The organism is Butyrivibrio sp. AE3003 (genome assembly GCF_000686065.1).
GTDB lineage: Bacteria > Bacillota > Clostridia > Lachnospirales > Lachnospiraceae > Butyrivibrio > Butyrivibrio hungatei_A.
Map to the genome: position 1 here is coordinate 1940666 of NZ_JMLX01000001.1, position 26472 is coordinate 1967137.

Annotated in this window: 23 protein-coding genes, 8 tRNA genes and 3 rRNA genes; 5 read left to right on the forward strand and 29 right to left on the reverse strand. The window is 41.8% G+C overall.

The window, feature by feature from the left end; genetic code table 11:
* From CD00_RS0109335 to CD00_RS0109380, 10 genes are all read right to left on the reverse strand, one after another.
* A complete protein-coding gene (locus tag CD00_RS0109335; RefSeq protein WP_026655728.1) occupies positions 1-1539 on the reverse strand; it encodes an MBOAT family O-acyltransferase in 1539 nt (512 codons plus the stop codon).
* A gap of 1 nt (position 1540) precedes the next feature.
* Entirely contained in the window at positions 1541-3070 is a 1530-nt protein-coding gene (locus CD00_RS0109340; protein WP_081811886.1) for an amino acid adenylation domain-containing protein, read from the reverse strand.
* Positions 3071-3075: 5 nt separating this feature from the next.
* Positions 3076-3300: a hypothetical protein gene (locus tag CD00_RS0109345; protein ID WP_026655730.1), complete on the reverse strand. Its 225-nt coding sequence runs from the start codon at positions 3298-3300 to the stop codon at positions 3076-3078.
* A 32-nt stretch (positions 3301-3332) separates the two neighbouring features.
* Complete coding sequence (locus CD00_RS0109350) at positions 3333-4499, reverse strand: diaminopimelate decarboxylase family protein (RefSeq protein WP_026655731.1); 1167 nt, start codon at positions 4497-4499, stop codon at positions 3333-3335.
* Positions 4500-4742: 243 nt separating this feature from the next.
* Positions 4743-5636: a hypothetical protein gene (locus CD00_RS0109355; protein ID WP_026655732.1), complete on the reverse strand. Its 894-nt coding sequence runs from the start codon at positions 5634-5636 to the stop codon at positions 4743-4745.
* Between the two features lie 83 nt (positions 5637-5719).
* Entirely contained in the window at positions 5720-5917 is a 198-nt protein-coding gene (locus CD00_RS20400; protein ID WP_207640475.1) for a hypothetical protein, read from the reverse strand.
* Between the two features lie 110 nt (positions 5918-6027).
* Positions 6028-6627, reverse strand: coding sequence for a hypothetical protein (locus CD00_RS17890; protein WP_242838948.1), 600 nt, complete (start codon positions 6625-6627; stop codon positions 6028-6030).
* Between the two features lie 86 nt (positions 6628-6713).
* A complete protein-coding gene (locus CD00_RS21380) occupies positions 6714-7031 on the reverse strand; it encodes a PadR family transcriptional regulator (protein WP_026655733.1) in 318 nt (105 codons plus the stop codon).
* Positions 7012-7803: a DUF1700 domain-containing protein gene (locus CD00_RS0109375; RefSeq protein WP_026655734.1), complete on the reverse strand. Its 792-nt coding sequence runs from the start codon at positions 7801-7803 to the stop codon at positions 7012-7014. The genes CD00_RS21380 and CD00_RS0109375 overlap by 20 nt, the downstream gene beginning before the upstream one ends.
* Before the next feature lie 110 nt (positions 7804-7913).
* Entirely contained in the window at positions 7914-8219 is a 306-nt protein-coding gene (locus CD00_RS0109380; RefSeq protein ID WP_143002166.1) for a hypothetical protein, read from the reverse strand.
* 77 nt (positions 8220-8296) lie between these two features.
* Between CD00_RS0109380 and CD00_RS17895 the strand changes: the two genes are divergently transcribed.
* From CD00_RS17895 to CD00_RS19305, 5 genes are all read left to right on the forward strand, one after another.
* Complete coding sequence (locus CD00_RS17895) at positions 8297-9031, forward strand: hypothetical protein (protein ID WP_143002167.1); 735 nt, start codon at positions 8297-8299, stop codon at positions 9029-9031.
* 901 nt (positions 9032-9932) lie between these two features.
* Positions 9933-10427 (forward strand): CHC2 zinc finger domain-containing protein, encoded by a 495-nt coding sequence (locus CD00_RS17900; RefSeq protein WP_255346801.1) that lies wholly within the window; start codon positions 9933-9935, stop codon positions 10425-10427.
* Positions 10399-11352, forward strand: a complete 954-nt coding sequence (locus CD00_RS17905; protein WP_242838950.1) for a DUF5906 domain-containing protein — start codon at positions 10399-10401, stop codon at positions 11350-11352. The genes CD00_RS17900 and CD00_RS17905 overlap by 29 nt, the downstream gene beginning before the upstream one ends.
* Before the next feature lie 67 nt (positions 11353-11419).
* On the forward strand, positions 11420-11782 hold the full coding sequence (locus CD00_RS20665; protein ID WP_242838951.1) for a hypothetical protein: 363 nt from the start codon (positions 11420-11422) through the stop codon (positions 11780-11782).
* Positions 11783-11993: 211 nt separating this feature from the next.
* The gene (locus CD00_RS19305; RefSeq protein WP_051199153.1) at positions 11994-13343 is read left to right on the forward strand and encodes a tyrosine-type recombinase/integrase; all 1350 of its coding nucleotides are present in this window, start codon (positions 11994-11996) and stop codon (positions 13341-13343) included.
* Between the two features lie 164 nt (positions 13344-13507).
* Here the strand turns inward: CD00_RS19305 and CD00_RS0109415 are convergent.
* From CD00_RS0109415 to tsaB, 19 genes are all read right to left on the reverse strand, one after another.
* Positions 13508-13593, reverse strand: a tRNA-Leu gene (locus tag CD00_RS0109415).
* 54 nt (positions 13594-13647) lie between these two features.
* A tRNA-Val gene (locus tag CD00_RS0109420) sits at positions 13648-13720 on the reverse strand.
* 35 nt (positions 13721-13755) lie between these two features.
* Positions 13756-13829, reverse strand: a tRNA-Ile gene (locus CD00_RS0109425).
* Between the two features lie 45 nt (positions 13830-13874).
* Positions 13875-13946, reverse strand: a tRNA-Glu gene (locus CD00_RS0109430).
* 60 nt (positions 13947-14006) lie between these two features.
* Positions 14007-14079, reverse strand: a tRNA-Asn gene (locus CD00_RS0109435).
* 103 nt (positions 14080-14182) lie between these two features.
* Positions 14183-17048, reverse strand: a 23S ribosomal RNA gene (locus CD00_RS0109440).
* Between the two features lie 225 nt (positions 17049-17273).
* Positions 17274-17346 (reverse strand) — tRNA-Ala (locus tag CD00_RS0109445).
* Between the two features lie 5 nt (positions 17347-17351).
* A 5S ribosomal RNA gene (gene rrf, locus CD00_RS0109450) occupies positions 17352-17469 on the reverse strand.
* Positions 17470-17660: 191 nt separating this feature from the next.
* Positions 17661-19205 (reverse strand): 16S ribosomal RNA (locus tag CD00_RS0109455).
* Together the 16S, 23S and 5S rRNA genes with 8 tRNA genes alongside form the textbook arrangement of a ribosomal RNA operon.
* Positions 19206-19362: 157 nt before the next feature.
* Positions 19363-19451: transfer RNA gene (locus CD00_RS0109460), tRNA-Ser, on the reverse strand.
* 53 nt (positions 19452-19504) lie between these two features.
* Positions 19505-19590 (reverse strand) — tRNA-Ser (locus tag CD00_RS0109465).
* A 264-nt stretch (positions 19591-19854) separates the two neighbouring features.
* Positions 19855-20451: a glycosyltransferase family 4 protein gene (locus CD00_RS0109470; RefSeq protein ID WP_026655736.1), complete on the reverse strand. Its 597-nt coding sequence runs from the start codon at positions 20449-20451 to the stop codon at positions 19855-19857.
* Complete coding sequence (locus CD00_RS0109475) at positions 20444-20899, reverse strand: hypothetical protein (protein WP_026655737.1); 456 nt, start codon at positions 20897-20899, stop codon at positions 20444-20446. The genes CD00_RS0109470 and CD00_RS0109475 overlap by 8 nt, the downstream gene beginning before the upstream one ends.
* Position 20900: 1 nt before the next feature.
* Positions 20901-21608 carry a 2-C-methyl-D-erythritol 4-phosphate cytidylyltransferase gene (gene ispD / locus CD00_RS0109480; RefSeq protein WP_026655738.1) on the reverse strand — a complete coding sequence of 236 codons (708 nt, stop codon included), beginning with the start codon at positions 21606-21608 and terminating at the stop codon, positions 20901-20903.
* A 14-nt stretch (positions 21609-21622) separates the two neighbouring features.
* Entirely contained in the window at positions 21623-22720 is a 1098-nt protein-coding gene (tsaD, locus tag CD00_RS0109485) for a tRNA (adenosine(37)-N6)-threonylcarbamoyltransferase complex transferase subunit TsaD (protein ID WP_051594287.1), read from the reverse strand.
* Positions 22721-22780: 60 nt separating this feature from the next.
* Positions 22781-23671, reverse strand: a complete 891-nt coding sequence (locus CD00_RS0109490) for a ChbG/HpnK family deacetylase (protein ID WP_026655740.1) — start codon at positions 23669-23671, stop codon at positions 22781-22783.
* A gap of 15 nt (positions 23672-23686) precedes the next feature.
* Positions 23687-24262 carry a DUF6715 family protein gene (locus CD00_RS0109495; protein WP_026655741.1) on the reverse strand — a complete coding sequence of 192 codons (576 nt, stop codon included), beginning with the start codon at positions 24260-24262 and terminating at the stop codon, positions 23687-23689.
* A 37-nt stretch (positions 24263-24299) separates the two neighbouring features.
* Entirely contained in the window at positions 24300-25220 is a 921-nt protein-coding gene (locus CD00_RS0109500) for a ribonuclease Z (protein ID WP_026655742.1), read from the reverse strand.
* Positions 25217-26461 carry a tRNA (adenosine(37)-N6)-threonylcarbamoyltransferase complex dimerization subunit type 1 TsaB gene (tsaB, locus tag CD00_RS19845; RefSeq protein WP_026655743.1) on the reverse strand — a complete coding sequence of 415 codons (1245 nt, stop codon included), beginning with the start codon at positions 26459-26461 and terminating at the stop codon, positions 25217-25219. Before tsaB ends, CD00_RS0109500 begins: the two co-directional genes overlap by 4 nt.
* Positions 26462-26472 lie beyond the last annotated feature (11 nt).

The following is a 26472-nucleotide window of genomic DNA, read 5'->3' on the forward strand; positions in this document are numbered from 1 at the left end:
TTAAAAACCTCCATAAATGAAGTCAGCAGCATTATATGATGATCCGTAAACTCCAAAGATCAGAGTTATCATTATAACACCTGCGGTGAGCAAATATCTGAAAAGCCAAGGCTGGGCAGCGATATGCTCACGTATCTGCATACCTTCTTCCTGCCTTACGCTGACTACATACCAAATGATCACGCCAATGCCAACCACAAAAAAGTCTTTGTAGGTAAGGCTGTACATCTCAATATCTGTGACGATCCTATACCAGTTAAAATTATGAAAAATCTGATAAACGAGCCTTAGGAATCCCGAGAATGAGCCGGTGATAGTAAACATCTCACCAATTGAGATTATTATCCAGGTACGAGCTCTTCCAAACAGCTTCATGGCATAGCTTTCTCTGTTCAAAGAAAAGCAACGATTCAAAAAGCTAAAAAACGGCTCAAAAATCTGCGCGCTCGCCATTACAAAACCATGCCAAAGTCCATATGCAATATAAGCAATACTGAATTCATGCCAAAGTCCGATCAACAAAAATGTAAATACGGAAACCATTCCCGCCGGAACTGTTTTTCCCAAATGCGTATTTCTTTTTGAAAGCTTTGAAGAAAAACTTGCATATCTTTTAGAAAGTGCTATCGGATAAAAAACATAATCTCTTATCCAGTTACTGAGAGATATATGCCATCTATGCCAATATTCACCAATTGTCGTAGCAAAAAAAGGTCTCTTAAAATTCTCTGCCAATGTTATTCCAAAGATTTCAGAGATACCGCGAACCATATCTATTCCACCCGAGAAATCGGCATATAATTCAATATTAAACAAAAATATCGCCGTAACCACGATGGAACCTGCCGGAGCATCGGTATGCTCAGTGACCATATTTACAAATAAAGCAAGCCTGTCCGCTATCACAAGTTTTTTAAAGAGTCCCCATAAAAAGAGCCACAGGCCCGATCTTATCTGTGCAAAATCAAAATCATGCCTCTCAAAAAACTGATGATGTAATTTATCAAATCTGTTAATTGGTCCCTGAATGATCTGTGGAAAATACGACACAAAAAGTGCGTAGTGCAAGAAGTTTCGCTCAGCTTTTACATCTCCCCTGTAGACATCGATCAGATAACCGATTGACTGGAATGTATAGAAAGACATACCAAGAGGAAGGATCAACCAACTGAAAGGAAGGAATTTTTTGCACTTAAACACCATCAGCATTCCAAAAGCAACGATGGCAATTAAGGTTAAAAGAAGTCTTTTCTTTTTTGAAACAGTTGCTTTAAAGGCCTTTTTCTCTTCCTTTGTCCATTTCTCTTTATTCTCTTTTATGCTACTCTTCTGAAAATCTGCAAGTTGTTCCAACTTTATTGCACCAAAAAAAGTCATAACGGTTGTAACAACCAGAAATACCGAAAAACGCAGGTCTGTATACAAATAAAAAGCCAGACTGCCTACCAGAAGTACAATCCACTGATGATTCCTAAATAAAAAATAGTATGCAAAAAAAAGCACGGTTACGAACAACAAAAAAGAAAAGGAATAAACCATTTTAAAAAATCTCCTGTTCCGCGAGTTTTTTTCTGTCAATCTTAGCATGCGCATTCAATGGAAGCTCATGCATATAAATGAACTTATTGGGAAGCATATAGGCAGGCAGGAACTTTCTGATCTGTTTGATTATGATATCATCGCATTCTGAATCGGCACTGTAAAAGAGACATATCATTTCCTTTTCCTCTTTGTATACAGCACACGCCATTTTAATCTCATCGATAGCATTAACCACTGTTTCTATCTCGCCCATTTCGATACGATGACCCATATGCTTGATCTGATGGTCTTTTCGACCGGCATAATAGAAATTACCGGATTCATCACAATATCCGATATCTCCCGTCCTGTACATCAAATCGCTGTATGCAGTCACTTCCGGGTCCCGGACAAAAGCTTTATCTGTTTGCTCAGGATTCCTATAATATCCCAGCGCAAGACAAGATCCCTTGACACATATCTCACCTTTTTCGCCTGCTTTGCGTATTCTTTGCATTGTATCGGGATCTATCAGGAACATCTCCGTATTGGCAAAGCTCTTTCCAATGGGAATACTGTCTGTATCTTCCAAACGGTCCTTTATTATATAGCTACTGCAGTTACAGGTAATCTCTGTGGGTCCGTACAAGTTTACAAAGGTTGCATCTTTCCAGTAATCCATCAGGTAATTGAGACATTTTACCGGCATAATCTCCCCTGAAAACATTACAAGAGAAATACTATCCGGCACGCATGCGTCGAACAGCTTAAAATTCTGAACAATTCTGAGTGCCGAAACCGCCCATATAAGAACATTAACCTTGTTCTCCTGTAAATAAGGGAACAAAGCCGCCGGCATAACAAAATAACTCTTAGGTACAATAACTACAGTACCGCCAAGATTCAGACTGTTATATATATCTTTTACAGAAACATCGAAATCAAACGGAGCCTGATTTGCCATAACCGGCTGATCAGGAAAAGGAAAACTTTCTGCAAATCTATGCACAAGATCAATGACACTTCTGTGACTTACAATAACACTTTTGGGAATTCCGGTTGTTCCGGATGTAAAAATCGCGTATACAGGATCTGTATCAATAACCTGTTCACGAACTCTTTTAACCGATTCACAATAAGATTCGTCTATCTGCTCTGCCTGTTCAAGCAAAGAATCAAAAGATTCCGCCTCAATCGGAAGTTTTCTTTTTGTAGCAGATATGCAACATACAGGATGAAGCGTATCCAACATAGCCTGCATTCTTTCAACAGGAAGTGTCGGATCGATAGGCACATAAAAATTTCCACTATATACAACTGAAAGAAAAAGCTGCAAACTCCTTATATTTCTGTCAATAAAAACAGCAACGGGTCTGTTCTTTTCAAACGGCTCCATATGCGCGTTTTTGCGTATAACAAAGGAAATCTTTTGAGTTCTTGACAAAAGATCGTTATAATTTATTGCTTCATCTTTATCCTTAAAAGCAACGCGTTCAGGATATTTTTCAGCACTGCTTTCCAAAAAGCTTAATACATTATACTCATTCATACGTATTATTCCTGCATATTCTGAATCATATCCCACATTGCTTGTGCACTGTTAAAATTCTCGGGTTTTAACTGAGATACATTTACCTCAATGTCAAACGCTTCATTTATAGCATTTACAATATAAATGATATCAAATGAAACCAGTATTCCATCATCAATCAGAGCTTCTTCGTTCTCAAAATCCACATCAGGTCTTGCACCTTTTAATATTTCCATTAATTCATCCATTTCAAATTTCTCCTCGTATTACTTTTTATATACTATTTATTCAGGCAATTCGTTTCATAAGTCGGATTACCGTTTCTGAGCATCTTGCATTGTCCGTCTTCTTCCTTAGCATACACCGCCGGAAGATCTCTGCTTAGGAAAAGATATATACCCTCTGTGATTGAATATGCACCAATATTCTTAAATATAAGCCTGTCGCCAATCTTTGGGCTCGGTATCATAACCGCTCTGGCGATCATATCGTTAAATGAACATAAAGATCCATAAAGGTCGCAAGGAACCTCGTCATTTTCACCCTTACGCTCTGACTCTATCAGAGGAGTTTTCATTACCATATTCTGTCCGTAATAGCTTATATGATTCCTACCGCCGTCAAGTATAAGAATCGGTGCATCAGGTGTACCTTTTACATCAGCAACAGATGTAACGTATTCACCACATGATGCAGCAAAAAATCTTCCCATTTCAAGGTTTACATGATAACTGTATTTTGCAGAAGCAATGTAGCTTACCATCTCTTCATACACAGAATAACAGTTATCAAAATCATCCCCAATAAAATAGGGCACTCCAAGTCCCGGTCCATACTCAAGCAATTCCGGCTCAAACCCATATTTGCTCTTTAATTCGGCAAAAAACTCTTCCAACAACTTAAGCTCAGACTCAATCTTACTGAACTTCTTTTTCTGTGTACCCGTAAAATAGTGGATGCCGATAATCTTAACACCCGCACGTATGGAACTATCGCTGATGATTTCCTCAATACAACTCTTATCCATTCCAAATTGTGCCCCATTGGATAACCTTGGAAGCAGTTGAATGTTGGTATTTGTCTCTTCGACCTGCTTCACAATCTCATTATATTGATTAACTGATTCAGCAGTAAAAAATCTTACTCCGTATTCAAGAGCATCTGCTATCATCCCCGGTTCTTTATTGACACCGGACAAAATAATTTTTTCCGGATTAACGTCGTACTGCCTGCATATCTTCAGCTCGCCCCAAGAGCAAACTTCAAAATAATCTACATCTTTATCTATATACGGAATAAGAAAGGAATTCGCTTTAATAGCATAACAAAAACGCAGATCATCACTCGAGTATTTCTCCCTTATTGCCTTCATCTCAGCAATGTGTCTGTGCAATATATTTGCATCAAAACAATAATATGGTGTTTTTAACTCGTTATTATGTGTCAATTTAACTCCTCAAAACCCTTTAAGTGTGTCGCAAATTCTACATCCTACTAAAAAAAATCGCCAAGCATAGTCCCTATCCTTGGCGCTCAAAACATTATATCATTATCGTATATTTTTGTCATTATATCCGCTCCATTAAGCCGCCATGAAAGTAGCATTCGTATACTTTGGCTATATATTTTGCCCCGATGTACAATCTTGTACACCGGGGCAGCCATACATCATATGTGCATTATTCTTTTATTAGTATCTAAATGTGAAACTATATGTTTCATTCGGCTCAACAACAGAACCGTCTGACTCAGTTACAGTAATTGCTCCCTCTAACGCAAAACAACTTATTTCTCCCTTCACTTTTCCATCTTCACTTGTAAACATGATATTTTCCAAAGCATCCGGATTTTCAGAAATAGTTCCCGTTCCACAAATCTCCTTTGAGTCATCTATATGTACAACAATATCATAGGTCCCTGATTCCATTCCCTCTGTGATACAAAGATAGCCGTCCTTCGTATAATCTCCATAATAACCGCAGGGAGAAGAATCCGGAAATGAAAAATCCACCTCTCCTTTAAGATCTGCAAGGGTACTTGCATAACTATATGCCATTTCCTTATAACGCATAGCTTCGTTGTATGAATATATAGTAGGGTAAATTGAGCCATCCTTGTATTTAGAACTCATTCTCTCAGCCATGGAAGGTACATATTTTTCCCATTCTTCATAACCGGCTACAAAATCGTCATAGTTCGCAGGATCTTTTTCCTTTAATTGATTCAAAAGCCTTAAAGTTTCATCTTTCCACACCAAAGTTCCCCACTGGCCTAAAAAATTCATCTCCAGCTGCGTCTTAGCATTCCTTCTTAGTTCATCGTATTTGTCGTAGATCTCGTTTGCTTTTACAAGCTCATCCGAAAGAGAATCTGCTGCAATTCCATCAATCTCTGCCTTAATCTGGTCAGTATAATCTTCAGTATTAGCTTCTTCAGCTACACTTTCTTCTTCCGATGCCTGCTCTTCACTAGATGCAATTACCTCTTCACCAATCTGCTCTTCCGTAGCCGCATCAGCGCCTTGGGTACATCCGCTCAAGATTACTGCAGTCATTACTATTGCCAAAACTAACTTATTTTTCAAACTTTTCTCCTCATTTCACAAAACATATCAAAATCATCTGTTACATACTCCCTTAATTGGAGCCTTCTATCATTATTATCCTTTCATTTTCCATCATATCGCAACATAGCAGAAAAGAGAAGCATCTCTGCTTCTCTCTTCATGCCGGCGACCGGGATCGAACTTCCGTTCATCTCGTAAAGCCACAAAGAAAGGAGCTTCGCCGCCACGCCATTTTTAATGGAACTCTTTATGGAACTCTTTCTAATTGGTAGTGTTATGCAGAAAAAATGAATAATCAACCCTATTATTTTATCCAAATGAAAAAGAGACCCTGTGTAATTCAGAATCTCTTTTGACTAACTATTTTATTAAAATAGCTTGGTAATATAAAGGCAACTATATTATTTAGTTATGCAAGACTATCAAATATAGGCTTGTCTTCCAAATAGTCCGGTAAATCTCTCAATTCTTTAATTTCTTTTTGAGCATTTTTTACAGCACTATTATAAATTGCATAAAATTCATCCTTTTTCTTCAATTCCGCAGGAGTCATCTGGTATCCCCATCCGACACTGTTTCCAACCATTAGTTTCACTCCGCCTCTTTCAATAACTGCTCCGTATCCACCTGTTGTCAGAATTGGACATGTAAGCGTAGCTCCACCTGCAAGTGAAAAACTTTTATCTGACAAATTTTGAGATTTGTCCGCATGCTCTAAAAAATAGAGTAATGACATTTCCCCAGCTCCATGCTTTATTCCTTTTGTATTTTTGCTCTGAGATTTAATAGCCTTCTCTGCTTGCTGATATAATCCCTTCCTATCAGGAGAAACTTCCGATACATAATCTGCTTGAAGCTTTATAACTGCTTGATTTAACTGTTCTGTTTCTTTTCCGTTATTAGCATGGGCTACTCTATTTGCAAGATCTTTTATTTCAGATACCAACTGTTCCTTTGTTTTTTTTGCATCTTCCTGCTGATGGAATATATGTCCAATTTGGAGTCCCATTACTCATTGTTATAGCCGTTTTATTATTAGAATTTCCAACTCCTAATAGTGAACTACTTCGCATATTTATCTCTCTTCTTATTTAGCTACTCCGATAGTATCCCCAATTCACAAAATACATCCTCTATTTTTTTCCATGAATTGATATAATTCAATAAATACTTTTTTCCGTCGCCTGTTATTTTATAGTACTTTCGCATCGGGCCTTTAGATATGTCACTATAATACATTTCAGTTAATTTTTCACTTGATAATCTTCTCATAATTGTATAAAAAGTGCTCTCATCAGTATCTTTAAAATATTTCCGCATAATTTTCACTATATCATATCCATATCTGTCTTCCTTTAATACTAATTGCAATATACATATTTTCAGAACGACTCTATTTAATTGTGAATCCACTTTTTCTACCTACCCAAAATATCGCTTGTAAGAGTAGCATCTCTACATAAATTAAAATATTTCCCCATAAAACTTTTGAATATTCTTCCAAATCCAAATAGAACATATGCTGTTGATTCATGGTGAATTCTATCATCACAGCTCCGCCAAACACAAGCAGTAAACAAACTATTAAATTTCCATTATTTGTACTTTTCAAAGCTGTGTATATTCCATACGCATAGAGAATAATTACAGCCAACGTCAAAATCGAATTGTAAACCCTGCCCACTTCCTGCAGCTTCGTACTTGAATTTATCATCCAAACAACAACAATAATAAACAAGACAGGAATAAACATACTTATTAGCCTTACTACTGAAAATACCTCCCCCGTCCTTTTATTCTTAAAAAAAGCCAAAAACATAATAACTGCTATAAAGAAATTAATTGCAAGTCCATAATATAAAAATGTACATCCCCATGTATTGCATTGCGTTAAAATGTAAAAGCAAAGCGACATATGTAATATAATCAATAAAAGAGTTTTTATTGTTACATTCTTCAATAAAACCAAAATTCTATCATCCTTATTCTCTGTCTCTTTATATATTTTCTTTGCTAATAATCGTGGTGATAACATTTCCTCACAGATTTTGTTTTCACTTCTTCCAATACTAATTTCGTTATTAAACCAATCCTCATAATCCGATATAATATCATCACATGCATCTTTAAAAAAATAAAATGATAAAAAAAAACTAAATTTTTCCAAATAAATTTTTTTTGTCATATTATAAACTCCATAAAAATATAGTGTAATAAGCTACTGTTCCTCAATCAGTAGTTTATCACATTATATTTTTATGTCAACTTTTTATCCCCTAATACATATTTGGAATATCATACATTTTTTGCTGTGTATTTTAGGGCTAATTCATTTATCTTAATAAAATATGCTAACAGCCTGTCATTTCGCTTATACTCATCATTATCAGGATTTTCTATAAGCACGCGTATATCCTGAAGCTGTATATCTATAAGCATCCTGTTTCTATACAGTATGTATGCCGCTTTTAAGACTTCACGTTTATCTCTGTTGACCGGATCAAGCATGTAGTCATTAAAAACTTCATCATCCTTGTTCATTTCCCGATGTTTAGGAGCTTTGACAATCTTTCTGTACATCTTACTTGGCAGTTCATCCATTAATAAAGAACGGACAGTCAGTTTATCACATAGTTAAAACCAATGAACTGAATATAAGCGAATCAACCTTAAGACGTATGATAAACAGCTGCGAGCTTGAAGCAAGGAATATCGATCTTAGAAATGCCGTAAAACGCCGTCAAAGGCAGAAAAGGCCCAAAGACTACAAATCAATGAAAGTCATAAAGGACGGGCATAAGTATGAGGACTACCTTAAGTTCAAGGAATGTAACCCTATAGAGATTCCACAGATGGATTGTATCGAGGGTTCGAAGGATTCTAAAGCTGTTCTTTTGACATTATTCTTTCCGATTACAAGGCTGCAGCTTGCTTTTATTCTTGAAGAACAGACCTCAGAAAACGTAGTTGCTTGTCTTGATATGCTCGAAGAGATCTTGGGGACAGAGCTGTTTAAAGAAATGTTCCCGTACATAATTACCGATAACAGTCATGAGTTTGCTGATATCGATGGTATGCAACGTTCTATAAATGGCGGCGATCGTTGCTTTATCTATTTTTGTGAGCCCAATCATCCCGAGCAGAAAGGCGGTTGTGAGAAAAACCATGAGTTTATCCGCTATGTGATAAAGAAGGAAACTTCCCTTGAGCCGTATTCTCAGGCTGATATAAGCCTTATGATGGATCACATCAACAGCTATAAACGAAAAGAACTGCATGGGAAATCTCCTTATGAACTGGCTAAGCTCATGTACCCAAAGGATTTTACTAATCTCTTAGGTCTTGAAGAGATTCCGCCAAACGATATAATCCTTCCCCCAAAGCTCCTTAAAAAGTCTGATTCTTCAAACTAAATGCAACACCCAAATATGTACGATTTACTCTGACAGATCCGGAAATGGATCTGTTAAGCATGTGCAAAACAGCGCAAATCTCCCCAAAAATCTATATTTTCGCATATAAAATCGGAGCATATTTAAGCACAAAATAGTGCAAAAATACGCTCCGTTATCATTATTTGCTATGTGTTGCATTTACCTTGAGAATTGACCAACAACTTCTGTTATTCATATATTTTTTGCCTTAACTATAATGCACCAATCGAATTGTTAACAAAAACGTCCCCAAATGTCCCCAAAAGTAACCCAAATGGCAACCATATGGCACCCAAATGGCAATTTCCAATCACAAACCAAAATGATATTCTTATAATGAGCCAAACAATAACTTATAAATCTATCGCTGATACATAAATTCACAGAATATAGCTGTCCTTATTTTGTCCGGTTTTGTCCCTAAATTGTCCCGGTTTTGTCCCGCTATTGTCCATTGATGTTATTTTTAGGGGTGGTAAAATAGTACTTGTAAGAGTATCAAATAAGTTTCATAAACAGAGCAATCAGGAAATTTTCTTGATTGCTTTTTTGTTGCAATTAAGAAAAACGCATTCAGAAAAAAATGCAAACCTAAGCGAATGCGCCGTCACGGATTTTTCCGTTGTGAGGGGTTTGGGGAAGTTCCCCTAACAAGCAAAAAATTGCATTTGTCCCACAAATGCACTGCTTGCCACTTCTTTTATAGCCCTCGTAGGGATTCTTGAGAAGCGGCGCCACTCCAGTATTTGAAGGAGGTTGAATAGAAATGAGCATTAAATCACCTAACTTTAAAAAAGAGTCTGTTTTTGACATTGTAAAATCAAATATCTCAGCCCGTCAGGTTGCCGATTGTTATGGAATTACAATTAATCACAACTGAATGTGTCTGTGTCCTTTCCATAATGACAAACATCCAAGCATGAAAATTGATAAACGCTTCTATTGTTTTGGATGTGGTAAAAAAGGAGATGCGATAGATTTTGTCTCCGACTATTTTCATCTTAATGCAAAAAATTCTGCAATTAAGATTTGTGAAGATTTTGGATTATCGTTTGATACAAATTATCATGCTTCTTCCAAAATCAAATCGCGATCAAAATCAGACGAACAGATTTTGTACGAAACAGAAAAACATATTTTTCTTGTTTTGACAGATTATCTACAGCTGTTAAAAAAATGGAAAACTGAATATGCACCAAAGGATGAAAACGACGAATGGCATCCTTACTTTTGCGAAGCTCTGGAAGAAATAGATCACGTTGAGTATTTGTTAGACACACTACTTTACGGAAATATTTCTGACAGGGCTTTTTTTATTACAAATTATGGAAGGAAGGTTATTACTATTGAAAAACGAATGGAACAACTTAGATGAAAATACAAAGAGAGCTCTGCTTGATGTTGCCAAACAATTTGAATTTACAAATGAAACTCCAAGCTGGTATGACAACAAAAATAATAAGATTGATGAAGTAGAATTTTGTACTTGGTTCATCAGCAAACATCCTCTTAAATATGTCGGAGGAATCTTTTATGACATTGACGGAATTATCAGCGAGGAAAAACTCAAAAAAGAAATCGTTGATGCCCTTAAGCCATATGTAAAAACAAATATTGTCAAAAGAGCCAAACAAATATTAGATGCGCTGAGATATGAATCCATGTGTGAGATTATTCCTAAACATACAGACAGGATTCATTTTAAAAATGGAACATATTTTATTGACGGTGGTTTTGTTCCCGAAAAAGAATTCTGCTCTAACAGATTACCGGTTAATTATAATTCAGACGCTGTCCCTCCAACCAGATGGTTACGTTTTCTTGACGAACTACTCTATCCTGAAGACATATATACTCTACAAGAATTTATGGGATATATCCTTATACCAACGACAAAAGCCCAAGCCATGTTGCTCTTAATCGGAAACGGTGGAGAAGGCAAATCAAGAGTCGGATTCGTATGCAGAAACCTTCTCGGAAACAACATGACTATATGCAGCATTAGCACTCTGGCAAATAACAGATTCAGTTTGGCAGATCAGGAAGGGATGCTCCTTATGATTGATGATGATATGAAAATGGAAGCTCTTACTGACACCGGAGTTATAAAAGCTGTAGTAACCATGGAAGATAAAATGAATCTTGAGCGCAAAGGAAAGCAAAGTTATCAAGGTTATCTAAATGTTAGAATTATGGCTTTCGGAAATGGTTCGCTCAGTTCTCTGTATGATAAATCCGACGGGTTCTATCGCAGACAAATAACCATCAGGGTAAAAGAAAAATCGCAAAAACAGAGTTGATGACAGAAATCTTTCTGCAAAATTATCCGAAGAAACTGAAGGAATAGCTCTATGGTGCCTTGAAGGCTTGAAAAGACTTATCAAAAATGAATTTCACTTCACTATAAGCGAACGAACTTTACAAAACCAAGCCGAGTTGCGCAGAGAGGAAGACAGCATTCTTGATTTCTTTGAATCTGAAGGATATATCACATTTGATAAAAATGCCATTGCGACTACCAAAGAGCTATATGAAGCATATTGCCTATGGGGCAATGACAATCTTATCAAGATTCGTTCCGAAAGCTCTTTTTCGAAAGAACTACGACAACGTGCAGATAAACTTGGGCTCAAATATTTAAAAAATGCGTCTATTGATAATAAAACAGCCCGTGGATATAAGGGAATATGCGCTATCCACACGTTAAAAGATATTCCCTTCAAAAACTAAAAGGCAGAAAGGCATCCGTTTTTAATCAATTTCTTTTTACCCATATAAAATCTTCATTGATTTCAAAAATCGTGCCTATGTGCCTAATTATTGATATTTCATGGCTTTAATCATGTTTTTCTCAGCCTTATATAAGGCCTATGTGACTTTTAAATAAAAACAATTATTTCTTAAGCTGATGAATAAAAAACTGATAAGGAGGTGCTTACAATTGAATAATGTCAATAAAGATGCAATTGCAAGTACTCCTCCATCTGTTTTTGCATCAAGTTATCACAATAATTTCAAAATTAAGAAACTTCAATGTATCGTAAATGAAGAAGATAAAGAAGAATCCAGAGATATTTCTCAATTGAATAAAATTTTAAAATCTGCTACTCTCGTTGCAGGCGATGGCGGCGAGATTTTAAATATGATCTCAAAGAAAAAAACTAAACTTGTTGAAAAAGTCTATAGAACTGCACATCCGCGCGCAAAGGAGGAATTATTTTATAAAGGCTCAGATGGAAGATGGAAAAGTAAAAATCCTACATTCAGTGCTAAAAGCCGAGAAGAATTAGTTGAAAAGCTTTATAACTTTTTCTTTTCTCATACTTTTGAAGAAGTTTATCTTGAATGGGTTGATATGCGTATAAGGCATGGTGTTAAATCCAATAAGACTATTCAGGAAGATCTTACATTACTAAAAAATGTCTTTAAAAATGAGCCAATTGCACAAATGCAGATTGCTGATATCAAGAAGAAAGACATAAAGTATATGTTTGAGCGATGGACTGGTCCAGGGCTAATTACCAGAAAAGCTTTTGTAAATCGAAAATCAGCATTAAATGGCGTTTTTATATATGCTGCTGAAAATGAATACATACCCTTAAACTTTATTCCATCCATAGGAACAACAGAACTTAAGTTTAAGGAGCCACGGCATATCAACAAGGCTTTCCACCTCGAAGACAGGGATGCTCTTTTAAAACACTTAAAATCAATTAAACAGGATGGATATACTTTAGCTATTCAACTTGCGCTTTACTCAACCTTCAGAGTTGGTGAGCTACGAGCAATCAGATATGAAGATATTCGTGGAAATATACTTACTATCAAACACCAGCTTGTTGAAGAATCAGTATACTCAATTGATACCAAAAAGATGAAAGTAACTAAAGCTCCCAGACATATAAATGAAAAACTTCCAAAAGGAAATTCTCATTTTTCTGTCAGGGAAATCTATCTGGTACCAGAAGCTTTAGCAATCATTGAAAAAGCACATGAACTTAATCCAGACGGAGAGTATCTTTTCATGTGCCATGGAAGAACAATCAACAATGATACTTTTAATGAGCGTCTTAGAAAGTATTGCGCTGATGCAGGTGTTCCTTATCTTTCAAGCCACAAATTACGCTTCACTGTTGCATCAACACTACGCGCCGCAGGTGTAGATATTGCCTATTTACAAAAAACTTTAGGACATTCAAATCGTGCCATGACAGAACATTATATCTATGAAACTGTTGCAGAACCTGAAGGTATTGAAAACCAACTAATGAATGCTCTAAGTATAGGTTAATATTCATGCAAAAACAATGCATAATATTGTACGCAATATATCTCGCTGAACCTCAGTATTTTCAATACGTGGAACCCTTTTGGAGCAAAATGGAACCATTGAATAAAACAAAGAAAAAAGCCGCAAACTCAGATAGCATCTAAGTTTACGACTCAACACATTACTGCCGGCGACCGGGATCGAACCGGTACGGGTATTACTACCCACGGGATTTTAAGTCCCGGGCGTCTGCCAGTTCCGCCACGCCGGCATACCATATTTATGATGGTAAAAAATTCGCGATATGCATAGCACATATCGCGAGTGGGGCCTACAGGGCTCGAACCTGTGACCCTCTGCTTGTAAGGCAGATGCTCTCCCAGCTGAGCTAAGACCCCTTATTTATCTGGGATGGTTCTAATATAAAACCGAGTGGAGCTTCAGGGACTTGAACCCGGGACCGACCGGTTATGAGCCGGTTGCTCTAACCAACTGAGCTAAAGCTCCTGAAAAAATAAAATGTTTGAACTGAATATAACAAGAACAAACAAGTGACTCCGACGAGAATCGAACTCGTGTTACCGCCGTGAAAGGGCGATGTCTTGACCGCTTGACCACGGAGCCATATTACAGACCGTAGTTACAGTCTTCATTAGTACCAAACTTCCTTCGCTTAGTACTTAGCTCCCCCTGTCGGACTCGAACCAACGACACTTCGGTTAACAGCCGAATGCTCTACCGACTGAGCTAAGGAGGATTATCGGTACATCTAAAAATAAAGAGCCGTTTTACGACTCTCATTGTACCTTCAAAACCGAACACTGAATTATCTCTTCCAGATTTATCTATACACCTATCTTTTGGATAAGCCCTCGACCTATTAGTACACATCAGCTGAACATGTTACCATGCTTACACCTTGTGCCTATCTAACCTCGTACTCTACAAGGGGTCTTACTGCTAAAGCAGGGATATCTCATCTTGAGGGGGGCTTCACGCTTAGATGCCTTCAGCGTTTATCCCGTCCGGACGTGGCTACCCAGCCTTATGCATCTGGCGATGCAGCTGATACACCAGCGGTCCGTCCATCCCGGTCCTCTCGTACTAAGGACAGCTCCTCTCAGATATCCTACGCCCGCGCCGGATAGGGACCGAACTGTCTCACGACGTTCTGAACCCAGCTCGCGTACCGCTTTAATGGGCGAACAGCCCAACCCTTGGGACCTGCTACAGCCCCAGGATGCGATGAGCCGACATCGAGGTGCCAAACCACTCCGTCGATGTGAACTCTTGGGAGTGATAAGCCTGTTATCCCCAGGGTAGCTTTTATCCGTTGAGCGATGGCAATCCCACTTTCATACCACCGGATCACTAAGTCCTACTTTCGTATCTGTTCCACCCGTCGGTGTCACAGTCAGGCTCCCTTCTGCCTTTGCACTCTACGAATGGTTTCCGTCCATTCTGAAGGAACCTTTGAGCGCCTCCGATACTCTTTCGGAGGCGACCGCCCCAGTCAAACTCCCCGGCAGACATTGTCCCCGGACCAGGTAATGGTCCTTGGTTAGAAGCCCAGCATCATAAGGGTGGTATCCCAACAGCGACTCATATGCAGCTGACGCCACATACTCATAGTCTCCCACCTATCCTGTACATATAATACCGGACCCCAGTATCAACCTGGAGTAAAGCTCCATGGGGTCTTTCCGTCCTGGCGCGGGTAACCAGCATCTTCACTGGTACTTCAATTTCACCGGGTGCATTGCCGAGACAGTGCTCAAATCATTACGCCTTTCGTGCGGGTCGGAACTTACCCGACAAGGAATTTCGCTACCTTAGGACCGTTATAGTTACGGCCGCCGTTTACTGGGGCTTAAATTCAAAGCTTCGATTGCTCTAACCTCTCCTCTTAACCTTCCAGCACCGGGCAGGCGTCAGCCCATATACCTCACCTTTCGGTTTCGCATAGACCTGTGTTTTTGCTAAACAGTTGCTTGAGCCTCTTCTCTGCGGCCTGATTGCTCAGGCTCCCCTTATCCCGAAGTTACGGGGACATTTTGCCGAGTTCCTTAACAATGCTTCTCCCGTCGGCCTTAGGATTCTCTCCTCATCCACCTGTGTCGGTTTACGGTACGGGTTGTATATACGCTATAGTGGCTTTTCTTGGCAGTCATATCTGATGCTTCACTACTAAAATTCGTTCCCCCTTGCGGGACCGGTTCTTCCTTCCCCGGCTCATCCCTTTTGCCTGCGTCCCCACAGTTCTGATATATACAAGTGCAGGAATATCAACCTGCTGTCCATCGCCTACGCCTCTTCGGCCTCAGCTTAGGTCCCGACTTCCCCAGGGCAGATCAGCTTTACCCTGGAATCCTTGGATATTCGGCCTGAAGGATTCTCACCTTCATCTCGCTACTCATTCCGGCATTCTCTCTTCACAGCGCTCCGCTGCTCCTTTCGGTACAGTTTCTACGCCCCTGTGAATGCTCCCCTACCGATCATATGTACCCGTAGATACATACCATCCCTAGGCTTCGGTGTCGTGTTTCAGCCCCGGTAATTTTCGGCGCAGGACCTCTCGGCTAGTGAGCTATTACGCACTCTTTGAATGTGTGGCTGCTTCTGAGCCAACATCCTAGCTGTCTATGAAATCCCACATCCTTTTCCACTTAACACGTACTTTGGGACCTTAGCCGTAGATCTGGGCTCTTTCCCTTTTGACTACCCAACTTATCTCGTGTAGTCTGACTCCTGTTCACCACCTTATTGGCATTCGGAGTTTGATAATCTTTGGTAAGCGGTGAAGCCCCCGCGGATATTCAGTGCTCTACCTCCAAAAGGTTTGATACAGGGCTAGCCCTAAAGCTATTTCGGGGAGAACCAGCTATCTCCGAGTTCGATTGGAATTTCTCCCCTATCCACAGCTCATCACCACCCTTTTCAACGGATGTGTGTTCGGACCTCCACAGCCTTTTACGGCCGCTTCATCCTGTCCATGGATAGATCACCCGGTTTCGGGTCTATGTATAAAGACTAGTCGCCCTATTCAGACTCGGTCTCCCTTCGGCTATTCACCTTAAGTGCTTAACCTCGCCTCCATACATAACTCGCCGGACCGTTCTACAAAAAGTACGCGATCACACTTCATTTAGATAGTGCTTTCGCAGCTTGCAGGCACAGGGTTTCAGGTTCTCTTTCACTCCCCTCCCGGGGTCCTTTTCACCTTTCCCTCACGGTACTATTCGCTATCGGTCACTAAGGAGTATTTAGCCTTACGGGGTGGTCCCCGCACGTTCAGACAAGGTTTCACGTGTCTCGTCCTACTCTGGATACTGTCTCGCTTCAGTCGCTTTCGTATACGAGGCTTTCACTCTCTCTGGCAGGGACTTTCCATTCCCTTTCTACTAGCAACTTCCATCGATTATACAGTCCGAACCCCAGGGAGCAAGCTCCCTGGTTTGGGCTCTTCCGCGTTCGCTCGCCGCTACTTACGGAATCACTTTTGTTTTCTCTTCCTCCGGCTACTTAGATGTTTCAGTTCACCGGGTTCCCTCTTTAAACCTATGGATTCAGTTTAAAGTGACAGAGGTCTTCTCTGCCGGGTTGCCCCATTCAGATATCTGCGGGTCATAGATTATTTGCATCTCACCGCAGCTTTTCGCAGCTTATCACGTCTTTCATCGGCTCTTAGTGCCAAGGCATCCGCCCTGCGCCCTACATAGCTTAACCATTTTTTACTTACCGTCTCCGGTAAGCGGTTAGCTGTATAGAATCAGTCGTATCTTTCGATAACTATTCTCTGATACTGATGATATAGCGTTATCATCTCGTATCGTATTACTAAAATCTTGATTGTTTCTGGATTTTCGATGTCTTTTAATCGTAGTTTCTGATTAAAATCTTTCATTCAGTATTCGGTTTTCAAGGTACAAATCGTCAGCTTTTGCTGACTAATGGAGATGGAGAGATTCGAACTCTTGACCCCCTGCTTGCAAGGCAGGTGCTCTCCCAACTGAGCTACACCCCCATTTAATCCGGCAGCCACCTAGCCTCCCATGCAGTTGCCCACATAGTACTTTCGGCCGCTATGGTCTTAACCGTCGTGTTCGGGATGGGAACGGGTGTTACCCCATAGCGCATCACCACCGGAAATTTCGTGAAGCTTTGGTAAGTGCAATCTGTATGATTGTGGCAGTTTCAAGCTTGCTTGATAATCTGACATAATCATGCAGATTATAAGCGGCCTTGCCGCGACCGAGGAACATTGTTCCGAGGCGTCACTTACTACTTGACCTCTAGACAGTAATACAACTCCTTACTTCGATTCCGCTTTTTCCTTAGAAAGGAGGTGATCCAGCCGCAGGTTCTCCTACGGCTACCTTGTTACGACTTCACCCCAGTTATCAGACCTGCCTTCGACGGCTCTCTCCTTACGGTTAAGTCACCGGCTTCGGGCATTTCCGACTCCCATGGTGTGACGGGCGGTGTGTACAAGACCCGGGAACGTATTCACCGCAGCATGCTGATCTGCGATTACTAGCGATTCCAGCTTCGTGCAGGCGGGTTGCAGCCTACAGTCCGAACTGGGTCGTTATTTTTGAGATTTGCTCACCCTCGCGGGGTCGCGTCCCTTTGTTACGACATTGTAGCACGTGTGTGGCCCAGATCATAAGGGGCATGATGATTTGACGTCATCCCCACCTTCCTCCAGGTTATCCCTGGCAGTCTCCATAGAGTTCCCATCTTACTGCTGGCTACTATGGACAAGGGTTGCGCTCGTTGCGGGACTTAACCCAACATCTCACGACACGAGCTGACGACAACCATGCACCACCTGTCTCGGATGCTCCGAAGAGCTACAGGCATTACCCTGTATTCATCCGGATCTCAAGATCTGGTAAGGTTCTTCGCGTTGCTTCGAATTAAACCACATGCTCCACCGCTTGTGCGGGTCCCCGTCAATTCCTTTGAGTTTCATTCTTGCGAACGTACTCCCCAGGTGGAATACTTATTGCGTTAGCGACGGCACTGAATGTCTATGACACCCAACACCTAGTATTCATCGTTTACCGCGTGGACTACCAGGGTATCTAATCCTGTTTGCTCCCCACGCCTTCGAGCCTCAACGTCAGTTGCTGTCCAGTAAGCCGCCTTCGCCACCGATGTTCCTCCTAATATCTACGCATTTCACCGCTACACTAGGAATTCCGCTTACCTCTCCAGTACTCTAGCCTAACAGTTTCCAAAGCAAGCCCACGGTTGAGCCGTGGGGTTTCACTTCAGACTTGCTAAGCCGTCTGCGCTCCCTTTACACCCAGTAAATCCGGATAACGCTTGCCCCCTACGTATTACCGCGGCTGCTGGCACGTAGTTAGCCGGGGCTTCTTAGTCAGGTACCGTCATCTCTCTTACGAGTCTTTCTTCCCTGCTGATAGAGCTTTACATACCGAAATACTTCTTCACTCACGCGGCGTCGCTGCATCAGAGTTTCCTCCATTGTGCAATATCCCCCACTGCTGCCTCCCGTAGGAGTTTGGGCCGTGTCTCAGTCCCAATGTGGCCGTCCGCCCTCTCAGGCCGGCTACAGATCGTCGCTTTGGTAGGCCGTTACCCTGCCAACTGGCTAATCTGACGCGGGCCCATCTCATACCACCGGAGTTTTTCACACTGTATCATGCGATACCGTGCGCTTATGCGGTATTAACAGTCGTTTCCAGCTGTTATCCCCCAGTATGAGGCAGGTTGCCCACGCGTTACTCACCCGTCCGCCACTAAGATTTAACAAGAATCTGCCGAAGCTTCATCAGCGTTAAATCTCCGTTCGACTTGCATGTGTTAGGCACGCCGCCAGCGTTCATCCTGAGCCAGGATCGAACTCTCACGTTTAAAAGTTTAATCCGGCTAAGAACTTAAGCTTGGCTTTTCGTTCTGTCCGTTAATTTACATTTTTTCTGAATTATTCTCTTGGAATCTTTCAGGGTTGCATTACTGTTTATTTGTCAAGGTACTTCTAATTATGATCCTTACTGATTGCGTAAGGCAACGCAGAAGGAGGGATTTGAACCCTCGCGCCGCTATTAACGACCTGCACCCTTTCCAGGGGTGTCTCTTCAACCACTTGAGTACTTCTGCAAAATAGTTGATTAACAACAAGTATGTTATTAACAGCGTGTTCATAATTAAAGCGGAGCGAAAGGGATTCGAACCCTTGTGGCGTTGCCGCCAAACGGTTTTCAAGACCGCCTCGTTATGACCGCTTCGATATCGCTCCGAGTAAAAACTTTATTACCTCAGATGAGATAACGCTCTGTTTGAGTTGCTGTCGCATCTCGCGCAGCGCAAGAATTATATTAACAAAGGGTACTTCTTATGTCAACCCTATTTTTCAATTTTTTTTCTAATTTTTTTCACTTTACGTCAAATCGAGTTTTTGTATTGCATAAAATTGTCTGAAATTTTCGTACAATTCCCATTTTTACTGGATTTTACGCCTGTCAATATGATTCACATTTTTTATACTACTCAGCACAAATTTCTATATATTTCGACCAGTTTTTGCAGATTTTTTTTCCAAAGAAAATTTTTCTTTTGCGGTTTTTATTCCGCCTCTCGATAATCTTTCCGCAAATTCTTTGTCGCCCGCAACACTCGCGATTGCATCCTTGAGTCCCTTAACATCCTTCGGTTTTATCAGAATTCCCGAGACTCCGTCCTCGATTGCCTCCGGAATACCGCCGACATCAGTTGAGATAACGGCGCATCCGTGGAGCATTCCCTCAATTACGGAAATCGGAAATCCCTCAAAATATGACGGAAGCACCATGATCCCGCACTTATCAAGCCATTCATCCTTAAGTGTTCCCATTACCCAGCCAAGTGTCTTCACGTATGAAGATCTCTTTTCCACTTCGCTTCTGTATTCGTCATCCTCATAGATGCCGCCCAGATACAACGTGATCTCAGGCCTCTTCTCGTGAATTTCGTCCATCGCCGCAAAAAGTTCGCTCATTCCCTTGTTTCTGCATATTCTTCCGAGGAAAAGAATCTTTGTATAGTCCTTTTCCGTCACATCAACATCCACATCCTGCGTGCTCACGCCGTTTGGAAGAATCCGGATCTTCGCCTTATCCACGATTGTTCCAAAAAAAGTCGTTCAGCTTATCCGTCAGCACCAGCAATACATCTGCCATTCCAAAGATACTTTTGACGCTCTCTTTTCCTTTTTCATCCAGCTTTTTATAGTATTCTTCTATGTTTCCGCCGTGCTGATGTATTACAATCTTCTTCCCACGGCGCTTTGCACATTTGATAAAAAGAGCTTTCCGCCAAAAACTGTTATCCGACGCGACATTCACATGAACAACATCGTATCTTCCCACGCACAGAAAAAAACGTGCATAAGCGAAACAAGCCACCAACAGCTTCTTAAGCTTGGTGCCTTCCTTCATTGTCCCTATATATTTCAGATTAACCTTTTCATCCAGTCCTACGTGATAATAACCGTTTACAAGTCCCGAAATACCGCCGTGAACGCTGCGGTCGGGACCGATCATCAATACTTTTATCTTATCTTTTTCCACTTCACTTTTTCCCCAGAATTGCCTCCGCCGCAGGAATATCCTCCGGTGTCGTGATCTTGATATTGTTGTACGAACCCTCAACAAGCTTGACCTTGCGGTCGGTAAAATACTCGACAACCATGGCATCATCGGTAATATTGACGCCCTTTGCGATGAGCTCTTCCTCCTCGCGGTCGAGCCTCATGTACAGATCTTTTATGAGTTTAAAAGAAAAAGTCTGCGGCGTCTGTATCATCCATGTCCTGTCTCTGTTTGGCGTGGAAACCGCAAATCCGTCCTCATCACAGATCTTAATGGTATCTTTTACAGGCATTCCGACAACGCACGCGCCGTAGTTTCTTGCTCCGTCGAGTGCTCTTAAGATAATATCCTTGGTCAAAAAAGGTCTTGCCCCATCGTGAATAAAAGCATAATCATAGTCATCCTCTGCTGCCATAAGCCCCAGACGAACACTGTGATAACGGTAAAGTCCGCCCTCAACGATAACCTTAACCTTATCAAATCCAAATTTTTCAACAATCTCACTGCGGACAAATTCAACATCTCCGCGTGATACAACAAGCACAATATCATCCACAGGGCTCTCTTCAAAAGCCTTCAATGAATAGTAAATAAGCGGCTTTCCGCCTATATCAAGATACTGCTTTTTAACATCACTTTTCATCCTGCTACCGCTACCGGCAGCAAGCACAACAGCCACAGTTTTCATGGCATCTCCAATCTTTATCTGTTCTTATCCGCGTGATACCTTCTCTCCCTGTCTCCAAGCGGAAGATTCGGTACAGCATTAAGGTCAAGCCCGAAAGTCTTGCCCTGTATGAATTCATAGTACCCCGCAGCTCCGATCATCGCCGCATTGTCCGTGCAAAGCACCGGTGAAGGCCTGCAGAATCTTATATTATTGGCCGCACATTCTTTTTCCAAGAGCTCCCTGAGCGCGGTATTTGATGCAACACCTCCCGCAATCGCAAGACAGTCCATGCCGTATTCCTTGCACGCTCTTATCGCATGCTCTGCGAGCACCTGTACAACGGCTTTCTGAAAAGAAGCCGCAACATCATTGGGATTAAGCTCCTGTCCCTGCATCTTGGCCTGATTAATATAATTAAGCACTGATGACTTAAGTCCGCTAAAAGAAAAATCGTAGTCTGCACCCGCGATCTTGGCCTGAGGGAATGTAAACGCATCCGGATTTCCCTCTTTTGCCGCCTTATCGATCTTGGGACCGCCGGGATATCCGAGTCCTATCGCCCTGGCGACCTTGTCAAAAGCTTCTCCGGCCGCATCATCCCTGGTCTGTCCGATTATCTCGTACTTGCCGTAATCTCTTACGATAACAAGGTGCGAGTGCCCTCCCGATACCACGAGACACGCAAATGGCGGCTTTAAATCCTTGTTTTCGATATAGTTCGCACAAATATGTCCTTCGATATGATGAACGCCTATAAGAGGCTTTTTCGTTGCATATGCGATAGCCTTTGCTTCAGAAACTCCTACCAAAAGAGCTCCCACAAGCCCGGGCCCGTAGGTAACGGCAACAGCATCTATATCGTTAAGCGACAGCCCCGACTCGGAAAGCGCAGCACGAACACAACCGTTGATCTTCTCAACATGCTTTCTCGAAGCAATCTCGGGCACAACTCCGCCATAGACCGTATGAAGCGCGATCTGGGAAGAAATGATATTCGACAGTACCTCTCTTCCGTTCCTCACAACAGCAGCCGCAGTCTCATCGCATGAGCTCTCAATCGCAAGGATGGTAACATCCCCCGCACCTCCGACAGCTTCCGCGTCGCCATCACCATTCTCTTTTATTGACATAAAGATGACACCGTCATCCTCTACATTCTTGTTAATTTCCATAACTTACCTTTTCGCAGATCATCTGCTAAGATTACTTCCAAATTTTTTAAGCGCTTCCGCCTCTTTCATCCTGTTCGGACTTGTGAGGAAATCATAATCATCCCTACTCGTAAGCCTCTCCACATCTGCAGGCACGGTTACATCACCCGGATGGAAAAGAATCTCCATCTCATCATTCCCTCTTTTCTCCAGGATATCCGCAGCGCTCTTAATACATGCCCTGACGTTGTCATAGAACATATGCCCCGAAAGCATTACGCCCATGAACAGCTTATTTTCCAAGCCCAGTCCTTTCAAAAAAGTCTTGTATTTCATCTTGTTCCTTACAACAAGCGCGTTCAGGATCATCACTTTAACAAGATTTACAAGCCTAAGCCCCTTGAGTTTCAGTATATTTCCGGAATAAACGGACACTTCCTCATACGGAAATCTTATGTATGAAACCTTAAATTTATTGCTCTTAACAACATCCATAAGCGCATCAAAGATAACGGGAATCATATGATAATGCACATGTCCGTCAATCCTGTACACGCCACCGTTCATATACTCACCGCATGCGCGAAGCTGCGTCTCAACTTCTCTTCTGATCTGCCTGTAATACGCCTTTCTCAAAAAAGGAATATAGCTCACCAAAAGAAGTTTGATAAAACCGCAGTCAAAATTTCCCCTCTCATTCACAAGCAGATCCGCCCTGTTTCCGCTGATAGGCCTGCCCTCAACAAAATTAAGGTGTACGGTGACAAAAAGCTTCTCTCTTATATCCGAGATCGCATCCATACACTCTTTTAAATACGGGCTGTTGGGCATGATACTTATGCCATTGAGCGCCCCCTTGTGATAACAATCCATAATATGACGACTCTGTTCGGGAAAAAGCCCGTAGTCGTCCGCATGATACTCTATCAAAAACCATCCTCCAAGTTATTGCTTTGTTTGTACATCCCAGCCAAGGATCTTCCATCTCTTCTCATCATCCTGGCGAAGAATAAACTGGTAGTAAGTGGCAACCGTAGACGTTCCTTTTCTAAGTGAAAAAAGACACTGCACATTGCACATCTTCTTTCCGGATACGGTAACAACATCAGGCTCCGTATTCTGCACCAGATAATTTGAAATCGAATAATCCCCTTCTTTCCTCTCCGCTATCTCATTTTTCATAGACTTGGAAAAATTCACCTGCTGCCCAAGAAGCTCATCATCCATGATTCCCTTAAGAACATAAAGCATCTTGTCCTGCTGCCCTTCAGTGTATTCCTCCTTATAAAGAACCTGCATGGTCTTTGCATACAGCTCAACCACCATCCTCGGATTCGCCGGATAGTTCTTTTCAAGATTGGTAGTAGTGATCTCATCAACCGCTGTCAGATTGTACTGTTCTTCCTCAGGACTCTTTTTGCTTCCCACGAACATAAAATACAATCCCACTACGACGACCGCTCCGAGCGCCAATAATACGATTGATTTCAGAATTGCTGACTTTACACTGTTGTTTTCCATGTCCCCTCCGTTTTGAAAAAAAGATTCAGTCTGCAGATTATTCTTCGAACCTAAGCGTCAGACTTCTGCCGTCCTTCGCCGCAACTGTATTTGCAAATATTTTTCTCGTCTCTCCTATGAACTCCTGCGGATTAACAAGTGACGGACTGTAATGTGTAAGCCACATTTCTTTTACCTCCGCATTCTTGGCAAGTCTCGCAGCCTCATAGAACGTCATGTGTTTGTGCTCTTTCGCCTTTACAAGCTTATCGGGCTCTCCGTACATACCCTCGCATATAAAAAGATCTGAATCCTTAGCGTTATTAACGATGCTGTCCGTAGGCCTTGTATCCGTGACGTAAGTAAGCTTAATACCTTTTCTCGCATCACCAAGCACCATATCCGGCGTATAGACCGTTCCGTCTTCGAGCTCTATCGTCTCGCCCTTCTGAAGACCGTTCCAGTAACGCCTGTCAATTCCTGCAGCCACAGCCGCATCAACATTAAACTTTCCCTGTCTTCTGAGATTCATGGTATATCCGTAGCAGGGAATATTGTGATTAACCTTAAACGCAGAAAGAGTAAATCCGGGCATTCCTTCGGGTTCAAAAGACATCTCACCTTCCGTTATCTCTTTAAACTTAATCTCAAACGGAAGCTCAGGCGCTATCACTCTGAGCGCATTCACAACCCTCTCAAGCCCCTTAGGTCCAACCATAAGTAGCGGCTCTGTCCTCTCAGCATTTCCCATCGTAAGAAGAAGTCCCGGAAGACCACTTATGTGATCCGCATGATAATGAGTAAAGCAGATAATATCTATCGGTTTGGAACTAAGTCCCTTTTTCTTAAGTGCGATCTGAGTCGCCTCACCCGAATCTATAAGTATACATTTTCCGTTATATCTCACGTACAAAGAAGTGAGCAAACGGTTGGGAAGCGGCATCATTCCGCCTGTTCCCAGCAAACAAACATCTATCATAAAACCTGTTTCCTTTTCCAGTAAATAACCGCATCATCCTTGGGCTCATCGTAAAATCCGGGTCTTACGCCCTCGCTCACAAAGCCAAGTCTCTCATAAAGCCCTATCGCAGGCGCATTTCCCGCACGAACTTCAAGAGTGTAGTCACTTATCCCTATTCCGTGGCCTCTCTCAAGGAGCTGCTTAAGCATCTTGTAAGCAACGCCCTCTCTCCTACAATCGCCCGAAACAGACACATTCGTAATCTCACCTTCGCCCGAGATATTCTGCACGCCGCACAGACCGACAACTCTTCCCGCCTTCTCGGCAACAAGATAGATCGTGTCGTCTCTTGTAAGTGCATCAAGAAGCTGTTTCTGCGTCCAAGCCTCTTTTCCCAGATTCGTCTTCTCAAGATTATAAGCATCCTCGATATCCTCAGCGCTCATCTCCCTGATCCTGATAATCCCGGGATTATTCCTGCTCGCAGCCTTCTTTTCGGCAAGCTTACCTTTAGACTCACCCCCGCTTTTATCCTGCTCAAGAGCTTCGCGCTCAGCCTGGGAGAGCCTAAGATAATCGGGAGCAAAATCATCGGCATTGACAATCCTTCCCTCAGCCGCATAAACTCCCGCAAGTGCCGCAACAGCCGCCGCATTCTGCCTGTTCTGGAAAAAAGGCGCTATCGAATACGGAACCTTCAAAAGCTCCTCCAGCTTGTCATGATAGACCGGAACACCGTCGCCCAAAAGCACAACCGGCTTCCCAATCTCGTTTATCCTGTTCGCTATATCCTCAACAGATGTCGCAAACTGCCCGTGGATAACCTGCATGTCAAAAGACCTCTCAAGACTTTTTCCCTCGTAGGTCTTTGGCACAAACGTATAAAGTCCCGTGTACACCTGATTTCTTCTGGCATCCATCATAGGACAAATTATCTTTTCAACTCCGTAGAGATTATAAGCAATCCCGTCAACAGTGGGTACCGGTATTATCGGCTTATTAAGAGCAAGCGCAAGTCCTTTTGCCGTCGCGCTTCCGATACGAAGTCCCGTAAAAGAGCCGGGTCCCTCAGCCACCGCTATGGCATCGATCGTAGACAGATCGAGATTTATCTTTTTGCATATGTCATCAAGCATAGGCATCAAGATCTCAGAATGTGTAGTTTTATATTGCACCGAGAACTGGGAAACAAGCATATCTCCGTCAGAAACCGCAACGGCTCCCACAAGTCCCGATGTATCGATAGAAAGTATTTTCATATAACTCACTT

Bases quoted from the DNA above. Each gene is read 5' to 3' on its own strand.
- CD00_RS0109335 (WP_026655728.1), bottom strand. From the start codon at position 1,539: ATGGTTTATTCCTTTTCTTTTTTGTTGTTCGTAACCGTGCTTTTTTTT.
- CD00_RS0109340 (WP_081811886.1), bottom strand. From the start codon at position 3,070: ATGAATGAGTATAATGTATTAAGCTTTTTGGAAAGCAGTGCTGAAAAA.
- CD00_RS0109345 (WP_026655730.1), bottom strand. From the start codon at position 3,300: ATGGATGAATTAATGGAAATATTAAAAGGTGCAAGACCTGATGTGGAT.
- CD00_RS17890 (WP_242838948.1), bottom strand. From the start codon at position 6,627: ATGGGACTCCAAATTGGACATATATTCCATCAGCAGGAAGATGCAAAA.
- CD00_RS0109375 (WP_026655734.1), bottom strand. From the start codon at position 7,803: ATGACAAAAAAAATTTATTTGGAAAAATTTAGTTTTTTTTTATCATTT.
- CD00_RS0109380 (WP_143002166.1), bottom strand. From the start codon at position 8,219: ATGGATGAACTGCCAAGTAAGATGTACAGAAAGATTGTCAAAGCTCCT.
- CD00_RS17895 (WP_143002167.1), top strand. From the start codon at position 8,297: ATGATAAACAGCTGCGAGCTTGAAGCAAGGAATATCGATCTTAGAAAT.
- CD00_RS17900 (WP_255346801.1), top strand. From the start codon at position 9,933: ATGTGTCTGTGTCCTTTCCATAATGACAAACATCCAAGCATGAAAATT.
- ispD (WP_026655738.1), bottom strand. From the start codon at position 21,608: ATGAAAACTGTGGCTGTTGTGCTTGCTGCCGGTAGCGGTAGCAGGATG.
- tsaD (WP_051594287.1), bottom strand. From the start codon at position 22,720: ATGTCAATAAAAGAGAATGGTGATGGCGACGCGGAAGCTGTCGGAGGT.
- CD00_RS0109495 (WP_026655741.1), bottom strand. From the start codon at position 24,262: ATGGAAAACAACAGTGTAAAGTCAGCAATTCTGAAATCAATCGTATTA.
- CD00_RS0109500 (WP_026655742.1), bottom strand. From the start codon at position 25,220: ATGATAGATGTTTGTTTGCTGGGAACAGGCGGAATGATGCCGCTTCCC.
- tsaB (WP_026655743.1), bottom strand. From the start codon at position 26,461: ATGAAAATACTTTCTATCGATACATCGGGACTTGTGGGAGCCGTTGCG.